This is a genomic window from Mesorhizobium sp. M0904 (assembly GCF_040319475.1).
Lineage (GTDB): Bacteria > Pseudomonadota > Alphaproteobacteria > Rhizobiales > Rhizobiaceae > Mesorhizobium.
Genome location: NZ_JAMYOC010000003.1, coordinates 212,308 through 234,867 on the forward strand (window position 1 = coordinate 212,308; position 22,560 = coordinate 234,867).

The 22,560-nt window shown below is 63.6% G+C and carries 18 protein-coding genes; 11 read left to right on the forward strand and 7 right to left on the reverse strand.

Annotated features, from left to right (window positions below; translation table 11 throughout):
* Positions 1–6 precede the first annotated feature (6 nt).
* The 7 genes from NKH80_RS05305 to NKH80_RS05335 form a co-directional block, all read right to left on the reverse strand.
* The gene (locus NKH80_RS05305; protein ID WP_352990066.1) at positions 7–1,569 is read right to left on the reverse strand and encodes an FGGY-family carbohydrate kinase; all 1,563 of its coding nucleotides are present in this window, start codon (positions 1,567–1,569) and stop codon (positions 7–9) included.
* Positions 1,569–2,693: an ABC transporter ATP-binding protein gene (locus NKH80_RS05310; RefSeq protein ID WP_352990069.1), complete on the reverse strand. Its 1,125-nt coding sequence runs from the start codon at positions 2,691–2,693 to the stop codon at positions 1,569–1,571. Before NKH80_RS05310 ends, NKH80_RS05305 begins: the two co-directional genes overlap by 1 nt.
* Positions 2,690–3,808 carry an ABC transporter ATP-binding protein gene (locus NKH80_RS05315; protein ID WP_352990072.1) on the reverse strand — a complete coding sequence of 373 codons (1,119 nt, stop codon included), beginning with the start codon at positions 3,806–3,808 and terminating at the stop codon, positions 2,690–2,692. Before NKH80_RS05315 ends, NKH80_RS05310 begins: the two co-directional genes overlap by 4 nt.
* 4 nt (positions 3,809–3,812) lie before the next feature.
* Positions 3,813–4,670 carry a carbohydrate ABC transporter permease gene (locus NKH80_RS05320; protein ID WP_023676025.1) on the reverse strand — a complete coding sequence of 286 codons (858 nt, stop codon included), beginning with the start codon at positions 4,668–4,670 and terminating at the stop codon, positions 3,813–3,815.
* Positions 4,671–4,679: 9 nt separating this feature from the next.
* Positions 4,680–5,603, reverse strand: coding sequence for a carbohydrate ABC transporter permease (locus NKH80_RS05325; RefSeq protein WP_254818724.1), 924 nt, complete (start codon positions 5,601–5,603; stop codon positions 4,680–4,682).
* Positions 5,604–5,753: 150 nt separating this feature from the next.
* Positions 5,754–7,199 carry an ABC transporter substrate-binding protein gene (locus NKH80_RS05330; protein ID WP_254818725.1) on the reverse strand — a complete coding sequence of 482 codons (1,446 nt, stop codon included), beginning with the start codon at positions 7,197–7,199 and terminating at the stop codon, positions 5,754–5,756.
* A gap of 44 nt (positions 7,200–7,243) precedes the next feature.
* On the reverse strand, positions 7,244–8,218 hold the full coding sequence (locus tag NKH80_RS05335; RefSeq protein ID WP_023676028.1) for a sugar-binding transcriptional regulator: 975 nt from the start codon (positions 8,216–8,218) through the stop codon (positions 7,244–7,246).
* Between the two features lie 226 nt (positions 8,219–8,444).
* Here NKH80_RS05335 and NKH80_RS05340 point away from each other — a divergent pair, with 226 nt between their 5' ends.
* The 11 genes from NKH80_RS05340 (at position 8,445) to NKH80_RS05390 (ending at position 22,558) form a co-directional block, all read left to right on the forward strand.
* A complete protein-coding gene (locus tag NKH80_RS05340; RefSeq protein ID WP_352990076.1) occupies positions 8,445–9,488 on the forward strand; it encodes a LacI family DNA-binding transcriptional regulator in 1,044 nt (347 codons plus the stop codon).
* A 36-nt stretch (positions 9,489–9,524) separates the two neighbouring features.
* Positions 9,525–10,793 carry an ABC transporter substrate-binding protein gene (locus tag NKH80_RS05345; RefSeq protein WP_352990079.1) on the forward strand — a complete coding sequence of 423 codons (1,269 nt, stop codon included), beginning with the start codon at positions 9,525–9,527 and terminating at the stop codon, positions 10,791–10,793.
* A 77-nt stretch (positions 10,794–10,870) separates the two neighbouring features.
* Complete coding sequence (locus NKH80_RS05350) at positions 10,871–11,716, forward strand: carbohydrate ABC transporter permease (protein ID WP_352476535.1); 846 nt, start codon at positions 10,871–10,873, stop codon at positions 11,714–11,716.
* Positions 11,713–12,555: a carbohydrate ABC transporter permease gene (locus tag NKH80_RS05355; RefSeq protein ID WP_352645338.1), complete on the forward strand. Its 843-nt coding sequence runs from the start codon at positions 11,713–11,715 to the stop codon at positions 12,553–12,555. Before NKH80_RS05350 ends, NKH80_RS05355 begins: the two co-directional genes overlap by 4 nt.
* A gap of 21 nt (positions 12,556–12,576) precedes the next feature.
* Positions 12,577–13,617 (forward strand): ABC transporter ATP-binding protein, encoded by a 1,041-nt coding sequence (locus NKH80_RS05360; protein ID WP_352801354.1) that lies wholly within the window; start codon positions 12,577–12,579, stop codon positions 13,615–13,617.
* Between the two features lie 34 nt (positions 13,618–13,651).
* Positions 13,652–14,932 (forward strand): amylo-alpha-1,6-glucosidase, encoded by a 1,281-nt coding sequence (locus tag NKH80_RS05365; RefSeq protein WP_352990084.1) that lies wholly within the window; start codon positions 13,652–13,654, stop codon positions 14,930–14,932.
* A 191-nt stretch (positions 14,933–15,123) separates the two neighbouring features.
* A complete protein-coding gene (locus tag NKH80_RS05370; protein ID WP_352990087.1) occupies positions 15,124–16,530 on the forward strand; it encodes an SWIM zinc finger family protein in 1,407 nt (468 codons plus the stop codon).
* 25 nt (positions 16,531–16,555) lie between these two features.
* Positions 16,556–17,965 (forward strand): DUF5691 domain-containing protein, encoded by a 1,410-nt coding sequence (locus NKH80_RS05375; RefSeq protein WP_352990090.1) that lies wholly within the window; start codon positions 16,556–16,558, stop codon positions 17,963–17,965.
* 18 nt (positions 17,966–17,983) lie between these two features.
* A complete protein-coding gene (locus tag NKH80_RS05380; protein ID WP_352990093.1) occupies positions 17,984–19,063 on the forward strand; it encodes an ATP-binding protein in 1,080 nt (359 codons plus the stop codon).
* Positions 19,064–19,067: 4 nt separating this feature from the next.
* Complete coding sequence (locus NKH80_RS05385; RefSeq protein WP_352990095.1) at positions 19,068–21,317, forward strand: DUF5682 family protein; 2,250 nt, start codon at positions 19,068–19,070, stop codon at positions 21,315–21,317.
* A gap of 2 nt (positions 21,318–21,319) precedes the next feature.
* On the forward strand, positions 21,320–22,558 hold the full coding sequence (locus tag NKH80_RS05390; protein WP_352505351.1) for a VWA domain-containing protein: 1,239 nt from the start codon (positions 21,320–21,322) through the stop codon (positions 22,556–22,558).
* The last annotated feature ends 2 nt before the right edge of the window (positions 22,559–22,560 follow it).

Sequence of the window (22,560 nt, forward strand, 5' to 3'; positions counted from 1 at the left end):
CTCTTCTCAATTCACGTCGGTTTGCCTGGACGCGGCCAGCGAACGCCAGACCGGCCGCAGCGCCTGGTGCGCCAATGTGTAGGACGGAGCCATCGCCTCATAGGCAGCGGCAAGCTTTCGGTCGCTGGGCTCGGCCGCACGGAGCAACGGTGTGACCCATTCACTGACGCAATCGTCCATCGATGCGTACTGGCCGACGCAGACCGCAGCAATCATTGCGGCGCCCGCCGCACCGGCCTCCTCCCGCTCGCTGGTGCGAATGTCGGCGCCGATCGCAGCACCCAGGATATTGCGCAGCGCCGGGCTCCTGGCCGCTCCGCCGGTCAGGCGGATTTCCTTGGGCAGCGGCCCCATGGCGGCGTAGCAATCGCGTGCCGCGAAAGCCAGCCCCTCGAACACCGCACGAACCATGTCGGCATAGCCGTGCCTGGACGAAATGCCGATGAAGCCGGCCCGGGCATTGGCATCGACGAACGGGCCGCGCTCGCCGGCCTCCGAGACATAAGGCTGGTAGAGCAACGAGCCTGGCTCGGACGACGATATCCACTGGTCGACCAGCGCGATCATCTCGCCATTGGTCCGTGTGATACCTTGCGAGGCGAGAATGCCGGAGGCGAGGCCAAGGACCCAGTCAATATTGAGCGTTGCCGCCATGTTCGACTGCATCTGCGCAAAGACGCCCGGCGCCGGCATCGTCATCGTGTAGCCGGTTGCAGCCTCATTGAGCAGAACCTCCTCCGGCGTTTCGGCAAGCCGCATATGCATTCCGGTGGAGCCAATGATCGAGCATCCCGGCTTGCGCTCGCGATCGAACAGGCCGGCGCCAAGCGCCGTGCAGGCGACATCGACATAGGCCAGAACGACCGGTGTGCCGGCGAGCAGACCGGTGGCTTTGGCTGCTGCCGCCGACAGCGAGGTGCTTTGCCTGGTGCCATCTACGATCGGCGGCAGCAGATGCCGGAGATCGGTGACTCCGAGTACCTCGAGCACATCATCTGAATAGCCGCGCGTGCGGAAGTCGCCGAAGGTAAAGGTGCCCTCGGACGGGTCGGTGGCGCGTTGGCCGGTCAACTTGAAATAGAGCCAGTCCTTGCAGTGGAAGGCCGTCGCTGCATTGGCAAGCATCGCGGGCATGTGGCGCTTCATGAAGACGAACTGCGATCCTTGCTGGCAGGCAGCGAGCCCGCTGCCGGTCTTTTCGAAGCGCAGCCGGTCCTCGGGCCGCGCGCGTATCTCCTCGACGACCGCGGCAGCGCGCGCGTCGAGCCACAGCCAGCCCTTGGCCACCGGCTCACCATCCTTGTCGATCAACCAGGTGCCGTCGCCCTGCCCGGTCACGGCGATGGCAATGGTCCGGCTGGCGAGGTCCGGCACCTTGTTGGCAAGCTCGCGCAAGGTCGTCGCGGTATCGGCCCAGGTGCGTGTCAGGTCCTGCTCGGCGCCGCCGCCCGGCAGTGTCTCGTACTTGTTGGGCAGCGCGGCGGCCGCGATCTGCCTGCCCGCCGTGTCGAAGGCGACGGATTTGATGACAGACGTGCCGGCGTCGACGCCGATCAGCACATCCCGCATCAGGCAAGCTCCGTGCCGTGCGAAATGGCGTCACCGCTCGCCTGATCGAAGACGTGCAGGTTTTTTGGATCGATGCTGACCTTGATCGGCGCCCCGAGCTCCAGGCGGGTCCGGTCATGCTCGACCAGAACCAGCGAACCGCCGGCGAAATCGGCGGCGATATGGGTCTGATCGCCGAGCCATTGATTGGCCGAAACCGTGGCCGGCACGCCGTCCTTGGAGCGGCGGACAGCATAAGGCCTGACGCCGATGACGACGCGCTGCCGGTTGAGCAATTCGTCGCGAACCGGGCCGCTGAAGGCATCCTTGTCGTAGTCGAGCGAAAGCCCGTCGGGCAGCTTGAGACTGATCTTGCCGTCAGTCGTGCCAACATAGGCTTCGAAGACATTCATTGGCGGCTCGCCAACGAAGGTGCCGGTGAACAGGTTTGCCGGCCGCTCCTTGATCCTGTCAGGCGTATCGAACTGCTGCAGCACGCCGCCTTCCATGACGGCGATACGGTCGGCCAGCGCATTGGCCTCCGTCTGATCGTGGGTGACCAGGATCGCGGTCAGGCCGCGCTCCTTGATGAAGTGCTTGATGCGGCCGCGCAGCACAGCGCGAAGCTGCGGCTCGAGTTGGCCCATCGGCTCGTCCAGCAGGTGCAGGTTGGCTTCGCGGATCAGCGCCCGGCCGAGGCTGGCGCGCTGCTGCTGGCCGCCGGAGATCGAGCTCGGATAGCGCTCGAGAATGTCCTCTATCTCAAGCAGCTTGGCGATATGAGCAACCTTTGCATCGACCGCGCTCTTAGCCAGCCTGGCAGCCTTGAGGGCGAAGGCCATGTTCTCGCGCACGGTCAGCGGCGGGTAGAGCGAATAGCCCTCGAAGGCCATCGCGACGTTGCGCTTGACCGGCGGCAACGTGTGCACCTTGCGGCCGGCAACCGAGATTGTGCCGCGCGAGACCTCTTCGAAGCCTGCGATCATGCGCAATGTCGAGGTCTTGCCGCAGCCGGATGAGCCGAGCAGTGCCACGATCTCGCCATTGGCGATTTCCATCGTCAGGTTCTTGACGGCGTGCACGCCGCGGTCGATCGGACCGTAGAACTTGTCGACGCCCGAAATGGTGATTGCGCTCGGGCTCATGCCGCTTCTCCACTGCGCAAATTGACGACATTTTTCGAGCCGATGCGCTCGCCGCTTGCACGATCGAACAGCAGGGCGCTTTTGCTGTCGACAGCGATATGCGCCCTGCCCTCGGATTGACCCGGTATCCCGGACGGACGCGAGACCAGGATTTCACGGCCTCGCACGGTGCGCACCAGTGTGACGATCTTCTCGTTGAGCGGCGTCTCGGCCTCGACCGTCACCGGGATGGCGCCGGACGTGCCTTCGTCAACAAAGGCCAGCGCCTCCGGCCGCAAGCCGATCACGCAGTCACGGCCGACCGCCGCCTCATGCGCGCCGGCCAGATGGACCTGGACATTGGACAGGCCGACATAGACGCCCTTGGCATCCCGGGACGGCTTGACGTCGAGCAGGTTGATGGTCGGGTCGCCGAACAGTCGGGCGATCTCGACGTTGGCCGGCTCGCGATAGATCTGTTCGGGCGTGCCGAGCTGTTTCACGACGCCTTGCGACATCACTGCGATGCGATCGCCAAGCGCCATCGCTTCCTTGTAGTCCTGGGTGACGTAGACAACGGTTGCGCCACGATCGGCGAGCAGTCTTGGCAGTTCGAGCCGCATTTCGAAGCGCAATTTGGCATCGACGTTGCGCAAGGGATCGTCGAGCAGCAGAAGCGGCGGCGAGCCGACCAGGGCGCGGGCAAGCGCGGTGCGCTGCTTCTGGCCGTTGGACAGCGCCCGCGGCTTGTGGCTGAGCACATGGCCGATCTTCAACAGCTTGCCGACGCTCTCGACGCCGGCCTTGATCGCGCCCTGCGACGAATGCTTCGCCTGCAGCGGCGTGGCGATGTTGTCGAAGGCCGTCATATGCGGGAACAGCGCGAAGTTCTGGAATGCCATGCCGACGCCGCGGAACTCGGCGTCGACGTCGGTCATGTCCTCGCCGCCGATAAGGATCTGTCCCTCGTCGGGGTCGATGACGCCGGCGACCAGCCGCAATAGCACCGTCTTGCCGGCGCCGGACGGCCCGAACAGGACCAGCGTTTCGCCGTCAGCGACGGTCAGCGACAGATTATCGAGAACGGTCTGGCTTTTGTAGCGCTTGACGATGTTTCGCAGTTCGAGGCTTGCCATCGGACTATCCTTTCACCGCGCCAAGCGACAGGCCTTCGACGAGATAACGCTGCGCATAAAGCGCGAGCGCCAGCGTCGGCGTGATCGACAGCACGATCGCGGCTGAGATCTGGCCGTACTGGATGCCGGAGGAGGTGATGAACGCCAGCGCGCCGACCGTCACCGGCTGCTTGTCGGCCGAGGCGAGCACCAGCGCAAAGACGAAATTGTTCCAGGCGAAGATGAAGGCGAGCAGGCCGGCAGCGGCAATGCCCGGCCCGGCGAGCGGCAGCGCGATCTTGCGGAAGGTGGCAAACCAGGAATGGCCGGCAATGCGGTAGGCGTATTCGATGTCGGCCGGAATATCCTCGAAATAGCCGCGCACGATCCACAGGATTAGCGGCAGGCAGATCAGCTGGTAGACCCAGATCAGCCCGATATAGGTGTTGGCCAGCCCGAGCTTCTGGAAATAGAGGGTGAGCGGCAAAAGCACCAGCAGCGCCGGCGCGAACCGGAACGACAGCAGCGTGAACGCGATGTCCTCCGAGCCACGGAATTTGTGCCGTGCAAAGGCATAGGCTGCGGGAACGCCGAGCAGCAGCGCGACGGCAACCGAGGTGACCGACAGGAAGACGGAATTCCAGAGATTGCGCATGAAGGCGATGTCGAGCGTGCCGGCTGCCGTCATCAGCTTGCCTGTGATCAAGGCGGTGTAGTTGGCGAGCGTCGGCTCGAAGACAAGCTGCGGCGGGATCCGCAGGATTGTCTCGTTGGTCTGGAACGACATCATCAGGATCCAGACGATCGGGAACATGAAGAAGATCACGACCAGCGCCAGGGCTATGCCACGCAGGATGCGTTCGAGAAGGGAGGTGTGTTCCATGCCAGCCTCCTATGCATGGCCACGGGCGCGTTCGCGCAGCCGCAGCCAGTTCTTGATGAAAATGTTCGAGAGGAAATAGGTGATCGCCCACAGGATGATCATCAGTGCTGCCGAGCGGCCGACATTGGTCGACTGGAAGAAGTTGAGATAGGCCTCCACCTGGAAGACGGTCAGCGTATCGCCCGGCCCGCCTTGGGTCATGGCGTAGATGATGTCGAACTGCTGGATTGAATCGAGCAGGCGGAACAGCGTCGCTGTCAGGATGTAGGGGGTCAGCATCGGCAGGGTGATGCGGAAGAAGACGAAGCTGCGCGGCACGCCGTCGAGTGCTGCCGCCTCGAAGGGCTGCGTCGGCAGGCTGCGCAGTCCGGCAAGCAGCAGGATCATGATGAAAGGCGTGTAGACCCAGATGTCGACAAGGACGACGGTGAGCAATGCCGTCGACGGAGACGAGGCCCAGCGGAAATCCTGCAGCCCGATTAGGCTAGCGAGATAGCTGAGCACACCGAAGCCGGGATTGGTCATCAGCTTCCACATCAGCGCGGCGAGCGCCGGCGCCGTCATCAGCGGCATCAACAGCATTATCGAGATGAAGTTGTTTAACGTCGAGCGCTTCTGCAGCAGCATGGCGATGCCGAGACCGAGAAGCAGCTCGAGCACGACGGTGATGCCGGCGTAGAGCAGCGAAATCTCCAGCGTGTTCCAGAACTTCGGGTCGGTGAAGAAGGAGATATAGTTGTCGCCCCAGTTGAACTGCCGCGCCCAGGGTTGGCTCAACCGGTAGCGCTGGAACGAATAGACCACCGAGGTCAGGAACGGGATCAGGATTCCGATGCAGACCAGCAGGGCAGGCAGGCTGAGGAGGTAAGGCAGCACACGCTTGCTGATCCTAAAGCCCGACGGCCTGTTTCTTTGTATTGTCGCCGCAGTCATCTGCTGCTCCGTCATCCTGTTGCTTCGCCGTCCCGGCCGCCCAAGGGAGCAAGGCGGCCGGTCGGGCGAGCAGGCGGCACCTTTCGGGACCGCGTCGCAAACGATCACATCTCAAAGGCTGGCCCGCGACGGGCCAGCCTTTGCCGCGCCTTAGCCGAGCCCGGCTTCCTTGAGCTGGCCGTTGATGCTCTCGGCCAGCTTGTCGAGGCCCTCGTCGACCGGCACTTCCTTGGCCACCATCTTCTGCAGCGTCGCCGCCCATTCGGTGGTGAGATCGAAGAACAGCGGCTGCGGAGTGAACTTGATGCTGGCGCCCGGCGCCGAGACGTCGAACATCTCGACATAACCGGGATAGCTCTTGTTCAACTTGTCCCGGAACATCTGGTCGTTCCAGACCGACTGGCGGACCGGATTGACGAAGTCCATCTTGGTCGCACCGAACAGTGCATGCTCGGGTCCGGATGCCCATTGCATGAAGTACCAGGTGGCGTCCTTGTCCTTGGAGAAGTTGGACATCGACAACGACCAGATCCAGATATTGGGCGTCGGTGCCTTGGCGGCGGGATTGGCCTTGAACGCCGCGAAGGCGAGCTTGCCGGCCATCTTGTTATCGCCGCCATTCATGAAGTAGCCGAGAATGTCGGCATCGTAGATCATCGCCGAGGCGCCTGCACCGAGATCGGTGCCGACCTGGTACCAGGTGTAGGTCGACCAGTCCTTCGGGCCGCTCTCCTGAATCATCTGGACCCACTGTTTGTGGAAAGCCTTGGATTCGGCGGTGCTCATTGCGGCCGACAGCTTGCCGTCAGCCGAGACGTTCAGGTCCTTCTGGTCGAAATTGGCGTAGGCCGACAGGAAGCCCGGGTGGATCGTTGCCCAGGAGCGCGAGCCGCGCACGCCGATGCCGTAGACGCCACCGCCGACGTCCTTGGTGAGCTTCGCCGCCGTAGCGACCATCTCATCCATATTGCCGGGAACGCTGACGCCGACCTTGTCGAACATGCCCTTGTTGTAGGTGATGTTGTTCTGTTCGAAGCCCCACGGAATGCACCACTGCTTGGCGTCGTCGGAACCGAGCACTCCGCCAGGCTGGCCGTTCCAGGCGCAGGACTTCCTGACGCCTGGCAGGAAGTCGTCCCAGGCATATTTCGGGTTGGTCTTGGCCGGATCCTTGATCCATTCGTTGAGGTCGGTGATCCAGCCGGCCGGGCCGTAGGTCCAGGTCATGTAGGCGCCGGTCATGAAGGCATCGTATTCGGGCGAGCTGGCCGACAGCGCGGCGGTAACCTTGTCGAAATAGACGTCTTCGGGGAACACGTCATAGACGACATTCATGCCGGTCAACTGCTTGAAATTGTCGAGGTTGGCGATCATCGCATCGGCGTAAGGATGCTTATTGAGCAACAGCTTGATGGTCTTGCCCTTGTGCGCCTGCCAGTCGAAATCAGCCGCCAGGGCGCGGGTCTGCCCGAAATTGAGCAGTGTGCCGGCGGTGCTGGCGGCAAGGCCCATTGCACCGAGGCCCTTGATCAGCCCACGGCGGTCGACTTGTCCACGCAGGAACGCGTCGATGAGGTCTTTCTCTTTCTCATGCATTTCTCTTCTCCTCCACAGGGTAGTTTCAACGAAATGGTTGCCGGCTACCCGACCGGCGTCTGTTCCACGAGCGATCGCGCCGTCCGCTCGTCGGTTATCAAGCCTTTGAGATAACGGCCCTCCAGCACTGACTTGATGGCGCGAACCTTCACCTTGCCGCCGGCGACGGCGACAATCCTGCGGTTGCTGATGTCTTCGCGCGCCAGCGCCAGCGCCCGGTCGGAAAGCGTCGTCGCAACGGCCTTTCCGGCGTCGTCGAAGAAATGCCCGAGCAGTTCGCCGACGCCGCCATTGCGGCGGATCTCCTCCATCTCGCCCTTCTCGATCATACCGGTGGCGACAAGCGAGGCCTCACGCTCGGCGGTGCCGATGCCGGCGATAAGCAAGTCGGCGGACTTGGCGAGGTCGAAGACATCGCTGACGCCCTTCTGCCCGAGCAACACGGTTCGATCCTCGACCGTGTTGGCGAACATCGGTACGGGCATCACATAGGCCTCCGCACCGGTCCGTTCGGCGACGCGGTGGATGACGTCATGCGGATTGGCCGAGAACTTGCGCGTCAGGCCGCCAAGCAGCGAGACGAAACGGATCCGGCCGGCCGATATGCGCGGCAGATACTCCACGCAGGCGGCAAGCGTGCGGCCGTGGCCGACGCCGATCAGCGCCTCTTCGCCGCGTTCGATCTCGCGCTTGAGAAACTGCGCGCCGGCGATGCCGAGCGCCTTGAGCGGCAGGTCTTCGGCATCGAAGTCCGGAACCACCTCGCAATAGTCGAGGCCGTAGCGGCCGGACAACTCGTCCTCAAGCTCCACGCATTCGGAGACTTCGCCGTCGATATAGACTTTGACCAGGCCTTCCTGATTGGCCTTGGTGATCAAACGATGCGCCTTGAGGCTGGTCAGGCCGAGCCGCTTGGCGACCTCCGACTGGGTCAGGCCGCCGGCATAGTGAAGCCAGGCGGCACGGGCTGCCATACCTGTCTCATCGTCGCGCAGCAGGCCGTTGCCAAAACCAACCATTTCCGCCCTTTGATATTTTTATCAGTTGCTGCAAAATTTTTCACAAGGCGTCGCCCGAGTCAAGCAACCGCTGCGTTTAAATCGCCGACCAGGAGCTTGCGGGCCGGGGTCGATAGGGCCGCGCTACCCAACGGGCAAGAAATCACACCAACCGCGCGCCATTTAAAACGTTTGTAATTTCGCTTGAAGTGATTACAAACGTTTCAAACTTCGTTCGGGAGGAACGATGCCGGCCCGCGTTACCACCCTCAAGGAACTTGCTGCGCAGCTCGGCCTGTCAATCACCACCGTTTCGCGGGCCCTTGCCGGCCACGAGCAGATCGCCTTGAAAACGCGCCAACGTGTCACCGAGGCCGCGCGCCTGGCCGGCTATGTGCCGAATACCGCAGCCCGCACGCTGGTCTCCGGCCGCAGCGGCTTTGTCGGCATGGTGCTGCCGATCCGCGGCCCCAATCTGGTCGATTCCTTCCTCGGCGAATTCGTCACAGGGCTCGGCGAAGGGCTGGTTTCGCACGGCTCCGACCTGATCCTGGCCGCAGCGGCGCAGGGCCAGTCGGAACTTTCCGTGCTTCGCCATGTCGTCGAATCGGGCCGCGCCGACGGGGTCGTCGTCACCCGTATCGCCGAGGTCGACGAGCGGCTTGCCTATTTGCGCCAACGCAATTTCCCGTTCGTCGCGCATGGCAGGCTGCTCGACGGCGACTTTGCCTACCATTGGCTCGATACCGATGGCGCACATGCTTTCGGCGAAGCCTTCGACATGCTCTACGACCTCGGACACCGGCATTTCGGCCTGGTGACGATTTCCGAGCCGATGACGTTTCGCCATCTTAGGCAGGATGGGCTCGCCGCCGCGATCGCCCGCCGGGGCGATCCGTCGGTCAGGCTCGATGTGGCGACGGCGCCGCGTTTCGATCGCGGTGCCCGCATCCAGGCGATCAACCGGCTGCTGCACGCTGCCGAGCGGCCGACGGCCATTGTCGCGCTGTTCGACGAGCTGGCGCTGACTGTGATGGAAGAGGCGGGGCGCGCCGGACTTGCCATTCCTCGCGACCTGTCGGTGATCGGCTTCGACAACATAGCCGCCTCCGCCTATGCGCCGCCGGGGCTGACCACTTTCGACGCCTCGATCCGCCAGTGCGCGCGCGAGATCGGCGAGATGCTGCTGACCGTCATCGGCGACAGGCCGACCACGCCGCTGACGCGGCTGGTGCGGCCGACACTTGTCTCGCGGGCAAGCCATGGCCCGGCACCTACAGGACGGAACTGACGCCTTAGCGGCGCACAACCAGGGAGGAAGATGACGATGAATGCGTTGAGGACATTGGCAGGTGCGGTGCTGGCGTTGTCGCTTGCTGCCGGCGCAGCACAAGCCCAGCAGGTGCTGTTCTGGTCGACACAGGCGCGACCAGTGGAAGAGACACAGAAGATGCGCAGCGAAGTGCTGAAGGGGTTTGACGGCCAGGTCGACTATCAGGTCGCCGAGGACGGGCCCTGGCTCACCCGCCTTCAGGCCGAACTGCAGGCCGGCTCCGGCACCATAGGCGTGCTCGGCGGCCTGCACGGAGACTTCTCCACCGTCGGCGCGAACCTTGTCGATCTATCCGGCGTCGATCTCGGTGGCGTCAGGGTCAACGAGACCTACAAGAAGCTCGGCATGCTCGGCACCGGCGAGCAGAAGTACCTGCCATGGATGCAGGCCACCTTTCTGATGGCGGCCAACAAACAGGCGCTGCAATATCTGCCGGCCGGCACCGATCTCAACACCATCACTTATGACCAACTGATCGAGTGGGCGAAAAACATCGCGGAAAAGACTGGTTCACCCAAGTTCGGTTTTCCGGCCGGCCCGAAAGGGCTGAAGCATCGTTTCTTCGAGGGTTTTCTCCTTCCGTCTTATACCGGTTCGATGGTGACCAAGTTCCGCTCGGCGGAGGCCGAGACGGCGTGGAACAAATTCAAGGAGTTGTGGCAGTACACCAACCCGAATTCGACCAACTATGCCTTCATGCAGGAGCCGCTGCTGACCGGCGAAGTCTGGGTGGCATTCGACCACGTGGCGCGGCTTGCCGACGCCTTTAACCAGAAACCCAATGACTTCGTCGCCTTTCCGGCGCCGGCTGGCCCGGCAGGCCGCGGCTACATGCCGGTGGTGGCCGGTGTCGCTATCCCGAAGACCTCGCCTGACATGGACAAGGCCAAGGCGCTGGTCGCCTATATGCTGAAACCGGAAACCCAGATCGCGACGCTGAAGGCGACAAACTTCTTCCCCATCGTCAACGTCAAGCTGCCCGACGACATGCCGGCCTCGGTGAAGGCTTTCAGCCCAGTGATCGCCACCATGACAGCAGCTCCCGATGCGTTGCCGGCGCTGCTGCCGATGGGACTTGGCGGCCTCAGCGGCAAGTTCAATCAGATCTACACCGACAGCTTCGAGCGCATCGTGCTCGGCGGCGAGGATGTGCACGGCGTGCTCGACGAACAGGCGACGGCGCTGAAAGCGATCATCGAACAGGCGAAGGCGCCGTGCTGGGCGCCCGACAAGCCATCGCAAGGCGCCTGCCCGGTCGATTAGGAATCCTCCCTGGGCGTCCGGATTTCCAGCGCGCCGGGCGCCCACCCTTTTTTCAAGCGTCGAATAGAGAGCGCTCCATGCACGGCAAGGCCCTTCCCTATCTGCTGCTGATGCCGGCGACGCTGTTCCTCTGCGTCTTCTTCCTCTACCCGTTCGCGCTGGTCGCCTTCGAGGCGTTCACCCGCGACGGCGGTTTTACGCTCGACAATTTCCGCACCATGGCGGGCAGCTGGAAGTTTCCGGTCACTGTCCGCAATACGCTGCTGCTGAGCGCCATCGTCGTGCCGATCCAACTGGTGATGGCGCTGCTGATGGCAACGGTGGTGTCGCGGCTTGAAACCGGGCGCAGCACCGCGCTTTACATCTTCGCTATTCCGCTCGGCATCTCCGATCTCGCCGCCGGGCTGATCTGGCTCGCCATCTTCGACCAGTCCGGCTTCCTGAACACCTTGCTCTCCAATCTCGGCGTCATCCACAGGCCGGTTATGTTCCTCGGCTACCAGAGCAAGCTGACGATCTTCATCGCCGTGGCGCTGGCCGAGATCTGGCGCGCGACCGCCATCATGATGGTCATTCTGGTCGCCGGCATGGGGCTGATCCCCCGGGAATACTACGAGGCGGCGGAGGTTTTTGGCGCTAGCCCGTGGAAGCGCTTCATCAAGATCACGCTGCCTCTGCTGCGCCCAAGCCTGCAGACGGCGATCATCCTGCGCGTCATCCTTGCCTTTGAAGTCTTCGCCGTGGTTGCAGCACTCGGCGGCACCAATCTGCCGGTGCTGATGGGCGAGACCTACAATTGGCAGTTCACGCTGCAGGACCGCAATGTCGCCGCCGCCATGGCGCTGTTCATCCTCGCCATCTCGATCGGTTTCACGCTGTTCTTCCTGCGGGTGCTGCGTGTGCCGAAGGAAGCGCGGATATGAGCACGGTCGCGGAGCTCCCGATCGCGGCGCCTGAGGCCCGCAAAGCCGGCAACTGGTTGCTGGTCGCCACCGTCATCCTGCTTTGCGTCTGGGTGCTGCTGCCGATCTATCTGTTGATCGTCAACGCGCTGTCGTCGCCGGAAGAGGTGACCGCCTTTCCCAAGCGCTTCTTCCCGTCATTCGATTTCGGCAGCCTTTCTTTCTTCATCAATTTCGCTGGTGTTGCCAAGGCGCTGTGGAACTCCGTTCTCGTCGCCACGCTGACGATGCTGCTCTCGATCGGCTTCGGCGCACCCGCGGGCTACGCGCTGTCGCGCTTCGATTTTCCAGGCAAGGAAACGTTCCGTTTCCTCGTGCTGATGACCCGCGCCTTCCCGCTGCCGCTGCTGGCGCTGCCGCTGGCGGTGATGTTCATCCGCACCGGCCTCGACGATACCGCGATCGGGCTGGCGCTGGTCCACACCACGCTGGCGCTGCCGTTTGCCGTGCTGATCACCTTCTCGCTGTTCTCCGGCATCCCAGTCGAGCTGGAGGAAGCTGCCTGGACGCTGGGCTGCACGAGATTGCAGGCATTCCGAAAAGTCATTCTGCCGCTGGCGCTGCCGGGCATCGCGGCGTCGGCGGTGTTTGCCTTCACCATCTCCTGGAACGAGGTGTTTGCCGCCGCAGTGCTCACCATAGAGAACCGGACGCTGACCGCCTTCCTGCTGCAGAGCCTCGGCGAGTCGCCGCTCTACCTCAAATTTGCCGGTGGCGCGGCACTGGTCATTCCGGCGCTGATCTTCATCTTCGCCGTCCGCAAATATTTGTTCGCCATGTGGGGGATCGCCAATCGATGACGCGCACAAAAGAGAACGCCGATGGCTGAGATCGTCATCAAGCAGGTGGCAAAACGTTTCGGCGGCTTCACCGCACTGCATTCGATCGACCTGACCATCACCGACCAGGAATTCATGGTGCTGCTTGGCGCCTCGGGCTGCGGCAAGACCACGCTGCTGAGGATCGTCGCCGGGCTGGAAACGCCAAGCCAGGGCGAGGTCTGGATCGGCGGCCGTCGCGTCGACCATCTGCCGCCGCGCGACCGCGGCATCGCCATGGTGTTCCAGAATTACGCGGTCTTTCCGCACCTGACGGTATTCGAGAACATCGCCTTCGGCCTGCGCATGAAGAAGCTGCCGCAGCAGGAGGTCGACGGGCGCGTCAACCGCACCGCGGAGCTCATGCATATCGAGCAACTTTTGAAGCGCTATTCAGGCCAGCTTTCCGGCGGCCAGCGCCAGCGTGTGGCCGTCGCCCGCGCGCTCGCCATGGAGCCCGATGTGATCCTGATGGACGAGCCGCTATCGAACCTCGACGCGCTGCTCAGGCTCGAAATGCGCGCCGAGCTCAAGGGCGTGCTGGCGGCGTCCAAGACCACCACCATCTACGTTACCCACGACCAGGTCGAGGCGATGAGCCTTGCCGACCGCATCGCCGTCATGCATCAGGGCCGTATCGTCCAGGCGGCCTCGCCGGTAGAGGTCTACCGCAATCCGGCGGCCCGCTTCGTCGGCTCCTTCATCGGCAACCCGCCGATGAATTTCATCCCGGCGACGAAGACTGCGAACGGCAACTGGACCGTCGCCGGGGTGACGCTGCCTGGCCCCAAATCGGACAAGCAGACAATAGAATTCGCCATTCGCCCCGAGGATGTGGACGCCGGCAACGAAGGTATTAACGCCACCGTGCGCGTCGTCGAGCCGCTCGGACCGCACACGCTGGTCACCTGCGATGTCGAGGGCGGCCTGTTTCGCGCCATTCTCGAATCGAACGCCACGGTCGCCGTCGGCGATCACTTGCGGCTTTCGCCCAAACCCGATCGCATCCGCTGGTTCGATCCCGAAACCACGAACGCCCTTTGATCCTCCCTTCGATCCTGAAAGTACGAACGCCCCGATGATATCTCTTGCCATTGACGAAACCATCGCCCGCGCCGTCGAGGTGCTCAGGGAAAATGACCAAGGCACCTATACCATACCGACCAAGGGCCTCTACCCGTTCCAGTGGAATTGGGATTCCTGCCTGACCGCCCTCGGTCTTGCCCACTATGACGAGGCCCGAGCCTGGACCGAGATCGACACGCTGTTCGCTCACCAGTGGCCGGACGGCATGGTGCCGCACATCGTCTTCCACGTCTGGAGCGACGGCTATTTCCCCGGGCCGGAGGTCTGGCGAACGGACCGCCCGACCGCCACCTCGGGCATCACCCAGCCGGCAGTCGCCGGCTTTGCCGTGCGCCGTCTGTTCGATCAGGCCAAGGACAAGAAACTGGCGGCCGAGCGCGCCCGTGCGCTGCTGCCGAAAATCGATGCCTGGCATCGCTGGTTCTACGAAAATCGCGACCCGAACGGCGAAGGGCTGGTCGCCATAATTCACCCATGGGAGTCCGGCCGCGACAACTCGATCGACTGGGACGAGGCGTTCGAGCGCGTGCCGACCGAAGGCGTCGAGCCCTACACCCGCCGCGACATCCTGCACGCCGACCCTGCGCATCGACCGACCAGGGCCCAGTACGATCGCTATATCTGGCTGCTGCAGCATTTCCGCGAACTTGGTTGGGACAACACCCGGCTGCACGATGCCTCGCCCTTCCAGGTCGTCGATCCCGGCTTCAACGCCATCCTCATCCGTTCCGCCGCCGACCTTGCCGATCTCGCCGATACACTTGGCGAAACCGAAATCGCAGAAGCCAATCGCGCCCGTGCCGAAAAGGGGCTTTCGACGATGGAACGGCTGTGGAGCGACACACATGGCCAGTACATTTGTTTCGACCGAGTGGCCGGAAAGCTCGTGGACAGCGCGTCGGTCGGCGGCATTCTGCCGGTGTTTTCGGCCATTCCGGAAAGCCGGGCAGCGGCCATCGCTGCAACGATCGAGCGCATCGCCGGCAAAGCGCGTTACATCGTCCCCTCGCACGATCCTGGCGATGGACGCTTCGACCCAAAGCGCTACTGGCGCGGCCCGGTCTGGCTGGTGGTCAACTACATGATCGCCGACGGCCTTGCCGCCGCCGGCCACAGCCAAATCGCACAACGGATCACGCAATCCAGTCTCGACCTGATCGCCGAGAGCGGTTTTGCCGAATATTACGGTCCCCTCAGCGGCGAGCCGCTCGGCGGCAATCGGTTCACCTGGACCGCGGCGATGGTGATCGAGTTCCTGAAGGGCAGAGCCTGAACGCCTCCGCCTGGGCCGCCGGCTACCAAAGCCCGTTCTGTCTGCCGAATAATAGTCGACCCATCTTCGTCTGAGGCATGTCCTGGCCCATCAAACAGGGCCAAGGCATGCCCAATCTTCACCATGCCAGAGCTATAATAATTCTTCACAAACCGCTATCTATACTGCGTCGGGGCGGGGAGAAGCGCGGCTTGGAATTCGATCTGAAGACCATTGAGGCGCTTGCTCCCGATCAGGCGTCGCTGAGCGCCGCCTCCAAGCTCACCAAACGAACGAACTGGCCGCGGCTCGAGCGGAATGAGCAGCAGGCGCTCATCTGGGGTGAGTGCCAGGGCTCCGGCTCCAATCCTTATCGAGTGGTGGTCGACACGGGTGATCACGGCTACAAATGCACCTGCCCTTCGCGCAAATTCCCATGCAAGCACACGCTGGCCCTGATGTGGATCGCTGCCACCGCGCCAGCCAGTTTTGCCGCTGCCGATACGACGCCTGAATGGGTGAATGACTGGCTTGGCCGGCGCCGGAAGACGGCGTCACAGCCGGTGCAGCAACCGGCACCGGGCGCGGAAGCCAAGAGCATTGGCGAAGCCGCACGGGCGGACGAGAGCGCCGCCGTTGAAGATAACGCAACGGTCGAGCGTCGCGAGGCGGCGCAGCGCAAGCGGGCGGAAAGCACACGAGAAGCAGTGTCCGCTGGGCTCGATGAGCTTGACCAGTGGATTGCCGACCAGTTACGGCTCGGTCTGTCCGGATTTGTCGACGCCAGCAGCGACCGTTGCCGGCGGATTGCTGCGCGGCTGGTTGATCTGAAGGCAGCGGCGCTCGCCGGCCGTATCGACGAGATTCCGTCGCGGCTGATGGCGCTGCGCAGCGAAGAACGACCGGATGCGGCGATCCGCGAACTCGGCAAGCTCGTGCTGCTGGCCAAGGCCTGGCGGTCGGCGCCCGACGATCCCGAGCTGAAGCGGCTTGTATCGACATCCGAAACCCGCGAACAGGTGCTGGCCAATCCCGATGCAATGCAAGTCGAAAGTCTCTGGGAGGTTGTCGGCGAGAAGATCGAGACCCGGCGCGATGGTTTGGTCAGCCATTCGACATGGCTGCTCGATCTGAAAAGCTCCACACCACAATTTGCCCTGCTGCTCGATTATTTTCCCGCATCGGCCGGACGCCGATCCAACGCCTTCTCGCCAGGCGATCGCTTCAATGCCCGGTTGGTCTTTTATCCATCACGCCGGCCACTCCGGGCGCTGGTGGCAGAACGCATGGGCGACGTGGCATCGGGCCCGTGGCCCGATTTTACCCCGGGCGTCGCCAAGGATCCGCTGGCTGCGCATGTGTGCCATCAGGATGCCGCTCCTGGCTCACAGATAGCCCTCTCATGCTGCCGCCTGGTGCGATCCTGGTCGACGATCGGGGCGCAGCCTGGTGGCAGGCCGCCGATGATCCGCAAGGTCTCGCCTTGCCGATCAGTGGCGCCGTCAATCAGACATTGCTCGGCCTCGACCTTGCCGCCACGGCAGCGCTCTGGGACGGCGCTCGGCTTGACCTTCTGGCGGCTCAAAGCGGGTTCGGGAGGCTTGACCTGTCGTGAATGAGGGCGAGCAAACAGGCCTGGCGACCATGCGCGATTGTTGGATCACCGGCGGAGCCACCTTCGATCTGGCTCCGGCCGCCTGGAAGGCAATCGCAGGCGGCGCAAGTCCCGACGAGCAGGAGCGCCGGCTCCTGGCAATTGCAGCGCAAGCGCTCGACGTCGCCTTGCGGCCGGCGGCGCCGAAGACGCTCAAGCGGCGGCCGCCGCTGCCCGGGCTTGCCTTGCCAATGCTGCCGGAGCGGTTGCGGCCGCTTTTGCGCGCCGCCCTGAAACAAGCCGCCGACGCAAGGCGCAAGACGCGCGTGGTGACGCTTGTCGCCAGCCGCGGCTTCGTGCTCCACCCAATGGACCGGATGCCCTCGCCGGACCAGAACAGCCCGGATGTCTACGCTCCATGGATCGACTGGCAAGCCAGCGTGGATGGAGAAAGACATACCCCGCAAGAGAAACTCACGGCGGAAAATCGGGATGAGTTCTACCCCGCCGCGCGCCGCATCGCGCTGGCCGATATGCGCCGGCGCGAACCGGCCGCGGCGCGAATGCTGATCGAGGCCAAGGCCTCGGGCGAACCTGCGGAGGTCAGGCTTGCGCTCATCGAACTTATGCGCTTCGGCCTCAATGCCGAGGACGCGCCGTTCCTGAAAAGCCTTGCCACCGACCGTTCCGGCAAGGTGCAGGATCTGGCTGGCCGGTTGCTGGCAAGGTTGGGCGAGCACGGCCATTCGAGCGAAGGCGGGGCGGAGGATCCAGCAGTCGAACTCGCCGTCTTCATCGGCGAAGGCAAATCCGGCTTCATCCGCCGCCGAACCACCTACACGCCGGCGAAACTCAAATCCCCGGCGCAGGAAAAGCGCCGCGCCGAATTGTTCGAGACCTGCAATCTGGTCGACCTCGCCAGACGGTTCGGCATCACGGAACCCGAATTCATCGGAGCCTGGCAGTTCGGCGCCGACAACAACGCTGATATCCTGATCGCCCGAATGGTCGCCGCTTCTGGGAGCGACGCGGCGGTGACGCATATGGCGGACACGCTTGTCACCGAAGGCGGCAAACCGGCGCTGTTCGTGTTGCACCTTGTGCCGCGTCTGGACAGCCGCAGGAAACGGGCTCTCGTCCGGCTGATCCTCAAGCAAGCAAATTACCTCAGCGCGATCAATCTGGCGGAAGGCATTGATGCTGGCTGGCTGGAATGGGACGATCTTTCGAACGGGTCAGCTCTTCCCGCTTTGCGTTCCGCCGTTGCGGGAAACGACGAAGCCGTGCGGCGGGGCGCTGACGATATACTGGAAACGATCGGCTACCTTGCCACAGCGACCACAGCGGCCAAATTGATCGACGAGGTCGTCGCTGCCGGTATGCCGCCCGCCGCCCCATCACTCAGTGTCCTGCGTCTCAACGCGGCGCTGGCCGAACATCAGTCTCGAACCGACACATGATCAATCCGGAGAATTCATATGAACGCTGCCATCCGTCTCCCGGTCGAGCAGGCCTATGCCTCTGAATTGCAGGCGCTGGCGCGCGGTGACGACAGGCAAAAACCTGCCGGCTGGAGCCTGTCGCCACAGGCTGTGCTGACCTATCTGCTCGGCGGCAAGGCTAGCGACGGCACACTGATAACCCCGAAATATGTCGGTCGCCGCCGGTTGATGGAAACCGCGGTAGCGACGCTCGCCACCGACCGTGCACTCTTGCTGCTCGGCGTTCCCGGAACCGCCAAGTCCTGGGTATCTGAACATCTTGCCGCCGCCATCATGGGCGACTCGACGCTGATCGTGCAGTGCACGGCCGGCACCGACGAGAACCAGATCCGCTATGGCTGGAACTATGCGCAGCTGCTGGCAAAAGGCCCGAGCCAGGAAGCGTTGGTGCCGACGCCGCTCTACCGAGCCATGCAGAACGGCAAGCTCTGCCGGCTGGAGGAACTGACCCGCATGGGCTCGGACGTGCAGGACACGCTGATCACCGTGCTTTCCGAAAAGATGATGCCGATCCCGGAATTGAACACCTCGATCTACGCCCAGCGCGGCTTCAACATTATCGCCACGGCAAACAACCGCGACAAAGGTGTCAACGAGCTCTCCTCGGCGCTCAAGCGTCGCTTCAATGTCGTGGTGCTGCCATTGCCGGAAGACATGGCCGAAGAGGTGGCGATCGTCGCCAAACGGGTCGATGAGATGGCTGGCGGACTCGACCTGCCGGTGCCAAAAAATGTCGGCGAGGAGATCGCCCGTGTGCTGACCATCTTTCGCGAATTGCGCTCCGGCGCGACTGCCGACGGCAAGGTGACGCTGAAGACTCCTTCCGGCTCGCTGTCGACCGCAGAAGCGATCGCCACGATGGTTGGCGGGCTCAGCCAGGCGGCGTGGTTCGACAGTGGCAAGCTCGGCGCCGAAGGTCTCGCCGCCAGCCTTGTCGGCGCGATCGTGAAGGATCCGGTGCAGGATAAGGTGGTGCTCGAGGAATATCTGGAAACGGTGCTCAAGAAGCGCCCCGACTATGCCGGCTATTACGCGGCGCTGAACGCAGCGATCTGACGCCATGAGCCACGGCGACATTGCCTATTTCGGGATACGCCATCACGGGCCGGGTTCCGCCGACAGCCTGCTGCAGGCACTGCAGGATTTGAACCCGGTCGCCGTGCTGATCGAGGGGCCGATCGACGCCTCTGAGCTTCTGCCCATGCTGGCCCGCCCCGAAATGCAGCCGCCGGTGGCGCTCCTTTGCTATCCGGAAGACGATCCGGCTTCGACAAGCTTCTGGCCTTTTGCCGAGTTCTCGCCCGAATACCAGGCGGCGCTTTGGGCTGTGGGCAATAAGGCGACGTTGCAGTTTATCGACCTGCCATCGTCGGCACGGTTCACCACTGCTGCGATCGGTGGCGCGGAGGACACCGATGCGACCGAAACTACCCAAGCCCCCGAGGATGGTGACGCGGCTCCGCTTCCGCGTGATCCGATTGCCATGCTGGCGCACGCCGCCGGTTATGAGGACGGCGAAAGCTGGTGGTCGGACATCATTGAACAGAACCCGGAACCCGGCCCGATATTTGCGGCCATCGCCGATGCGATGACGACACTGCGGAATGGTGAGGGTCCGATCGCGCAGTTCGAAGCCAAGCGCGAGGCGCATATGCGGCTCGAAATCGCCAAGGCGCGTAAGCAGTTCGAGGGGCCGATCGCCGTCGTCTGCGGAGCATGGCATGTGCCGGCGCTGCAGGCCACCCACACTCAGAAAAACGATCAGGTCCTGATCAAGGGAATTGCCCGGCGCAACAGCACAATGACATGGGCACCGTGGACCGGACCGCGCCTGGCGCTGGGATACGGCTATGGCGCGGGCGTCGTCGCGCCCGGCTGGTGCAAGCATCTTTGGCGCACGCGCGGTCGGCGCGATGCGGCAACCCTGTGGCTTGCCATGATCGCGGCGCTGCTGCGGGCGAAGGGCCATCTGGTCTCGACCGCTTCGCTGATCGAAGCGGAGCGGCTCGCCCGCGCTCTCGCCGCCATTCGCGAACGGCCGAAGCCCGGGTTCGAGGAATTGCGCGACGCCGCGATCGCGGCCCTGTTCAATGGCGAAGCGTTGCTGTGGGGGCTGGTCGAGGCCGAGTTGCTTCTGGGTGCGGACGTCGGTGAAATTCCGCCCGACACGCCGCTGGCGCCATTGATCGAGGATCTGCAGCGCAACCAGAAGGCGGCGCGGCTGAAGCCCGAGGCGCTGGAGCGCGAACTGTCCGTCGACCTGCGCAGCGAAAGCGGGCTGTTTCGCTCGACATTGCTGCATCGGCTGAGCGTGCTTGGTGTGCATTGGGGCAGACTGACCGATGCCGGTCGCAGCCGTGGCACCTTCCGTGAGCGGTGGACCCTGGCGTGGGAACCGGAATATGCCGTTCGTCTGGTCGAGAACCTGATCTACGGGCCGACCATCGAAAAGGCTGCCAATGCCCGCCTGATCCAGATGATCGAAACGGCGGCGACGCTCGATACGCTTGCGGCATTGGTGCAGAACGCGATCACGGCAAGCCTGTCGGAAGCATCGACTGCCGGCCTTGCGGCGTTGGAGGCGCGAGCGGCGCGCAGCAGCGAATGCCTGGAGATCCTGGCGTCTGTGCCGCCCCTCGCCGACATTATCCGTTACGGCGAGGCCCGCAAAACGGAGACGAACGGGCTGTCCGGTCTCATGGAGCGGCTGATCGTCGAAGGTGCGATCGCGCTTCCGTATGCTGTACGCGATCTGGATGAGCAAGCCGCCGCGACGCTGGTCGGTGCGATGCGCAAGGCCGATGAGGCGATCAGACTGGTCGAGCCCGGGCAAGACGTGCTGGACGGATGGCGTAACGGACTGGCTGCCGTGCTGGAGGGATCGCGGTCGACGGCGCTGCCGGCAGGATGCGCCGCGCACCTGCTCTACGAAGCTGGCCGGCTTTCCGCCGAGGACGCTGCCGGACTGCTCGAGCGACGCTTGTCACCGGGGACTCCTGTCATTGAAGCGGCCGGGTTCTTCGAAGGCTTCTTCAGCACTGCCGGTCAGCGGCTGATCTATGACGAAGGTCTGCGCGGTGCGGTTGATGCGTGGCTGAAGTCCCTCGACGAGGACGCTTTCATCGCGCATCTACCGCTGCTGCGCCGCGTCTTCTCCAATATGGACAGCATGGAGCGCCGGCGGTTGATTGAAGCGGTGCTCGGCCGCGCCGCTCGGCTGCCGGCCGGCCTGATACCGGCGCCCGATGGCGGCGAGGCCTGGCGTCGGCACCTGGAGCGGCTTGGACCTTTGCTCAAGAGCGGGACATAACGATGGACGACGAGGCAGAGGCGACCCAAACCGGCGCACCATCGCCCGATGGCGGAAGAGAGCGCCGCTGGCGTCTGGCGATCGGCGCCGACGATGAGACATCTGCGGCACTTTCCAGCGACGACAAACGGCTTTCGGCGGCTCTTGACGCGTTATACGGCGACGGCGCCAATGCCGCTGCCGACCCGCGCAAACGGCGCGGCGGGCTAGGCCGTTCGGCGCCGCGCGTTGCGCAATGGATGGGCGACATCCGCTCTTTCTTTCCCGCGCAGGTCGTCCAGATCGTCCAGAAAGATGCCTTCGAACGGCTGAACCTGAAGCAGATGCTGATAGAGCCGGAGTTCCTGAAGGCGATCGAGGCGGACGTCAATCTGGTCGCCGACCTGGTTTCGCTCCGCTCGGTGATGCCTGCCAAGACCAAGGACATCGCCCGCGCGATCATCGCCGATATCGTGGCCAAGCTGATGCAGAGGCTGGAGCAGAAGACAGTCGAGGCAATCCGAGGCGCGCTCGACCGGTCGAGGCGCACCAACCGCCCGCGTTCGCGCGATATCGACTGGCAGCGCACCATCTCGGCGAACCTTCGCCACTACCAACCCGAACACAAGACTATCGTGCCGGAGAAGCTGGTTGGTTTCATACGCAAGCAGCGACGGCTGGTCGATCTCGACGAGGTGGTTCTGTGCGTCGACCAGTCCGGCTCGATGGCAAGTTCGGTGATCTATGCCTCGATCTTCGCAGCGGTGATGGCCTCGCTGCCGGTTGTGCGCACCAAGCTCGTCTGTTTCGATACCGCCATCGTTGACCTTACCGAAGAACTCAGCGATCCTGTTGAAGTGCTGTTCGGCGTGCAACTCGGCGGCGGCACCGACATCAACCAGGCGGTCGCCTATTGCGCCGACCGTATCGAGCGGCCCACCAAGTCGCATCTGGTGCTGATCACCGACCTCTATGAAGGCGGCAATGGCCAGGAACTGCTGCGGCGGCTGGCGGCGCTGGTTCGATCCGGCGTCAATGCCGTCGTGCTTCTGGCGTTGACCGATCAGGGACAGCCCGGCTATGATCCAGCGATGGCAGGTTCGGTCGCGGCACTTGGCATTCCGGTCTTCGCCTGCACGCCGGATCTGTTTCCGGACATGATGGCGGCGGCACTGCGGCGGGAGGATATCGGCGCCTGGGCGGCGGGAGCCGACATCAAGCTCATTCGCGCCGGGGCTGAGGCGCCTGGGATGCATGAGTGAGC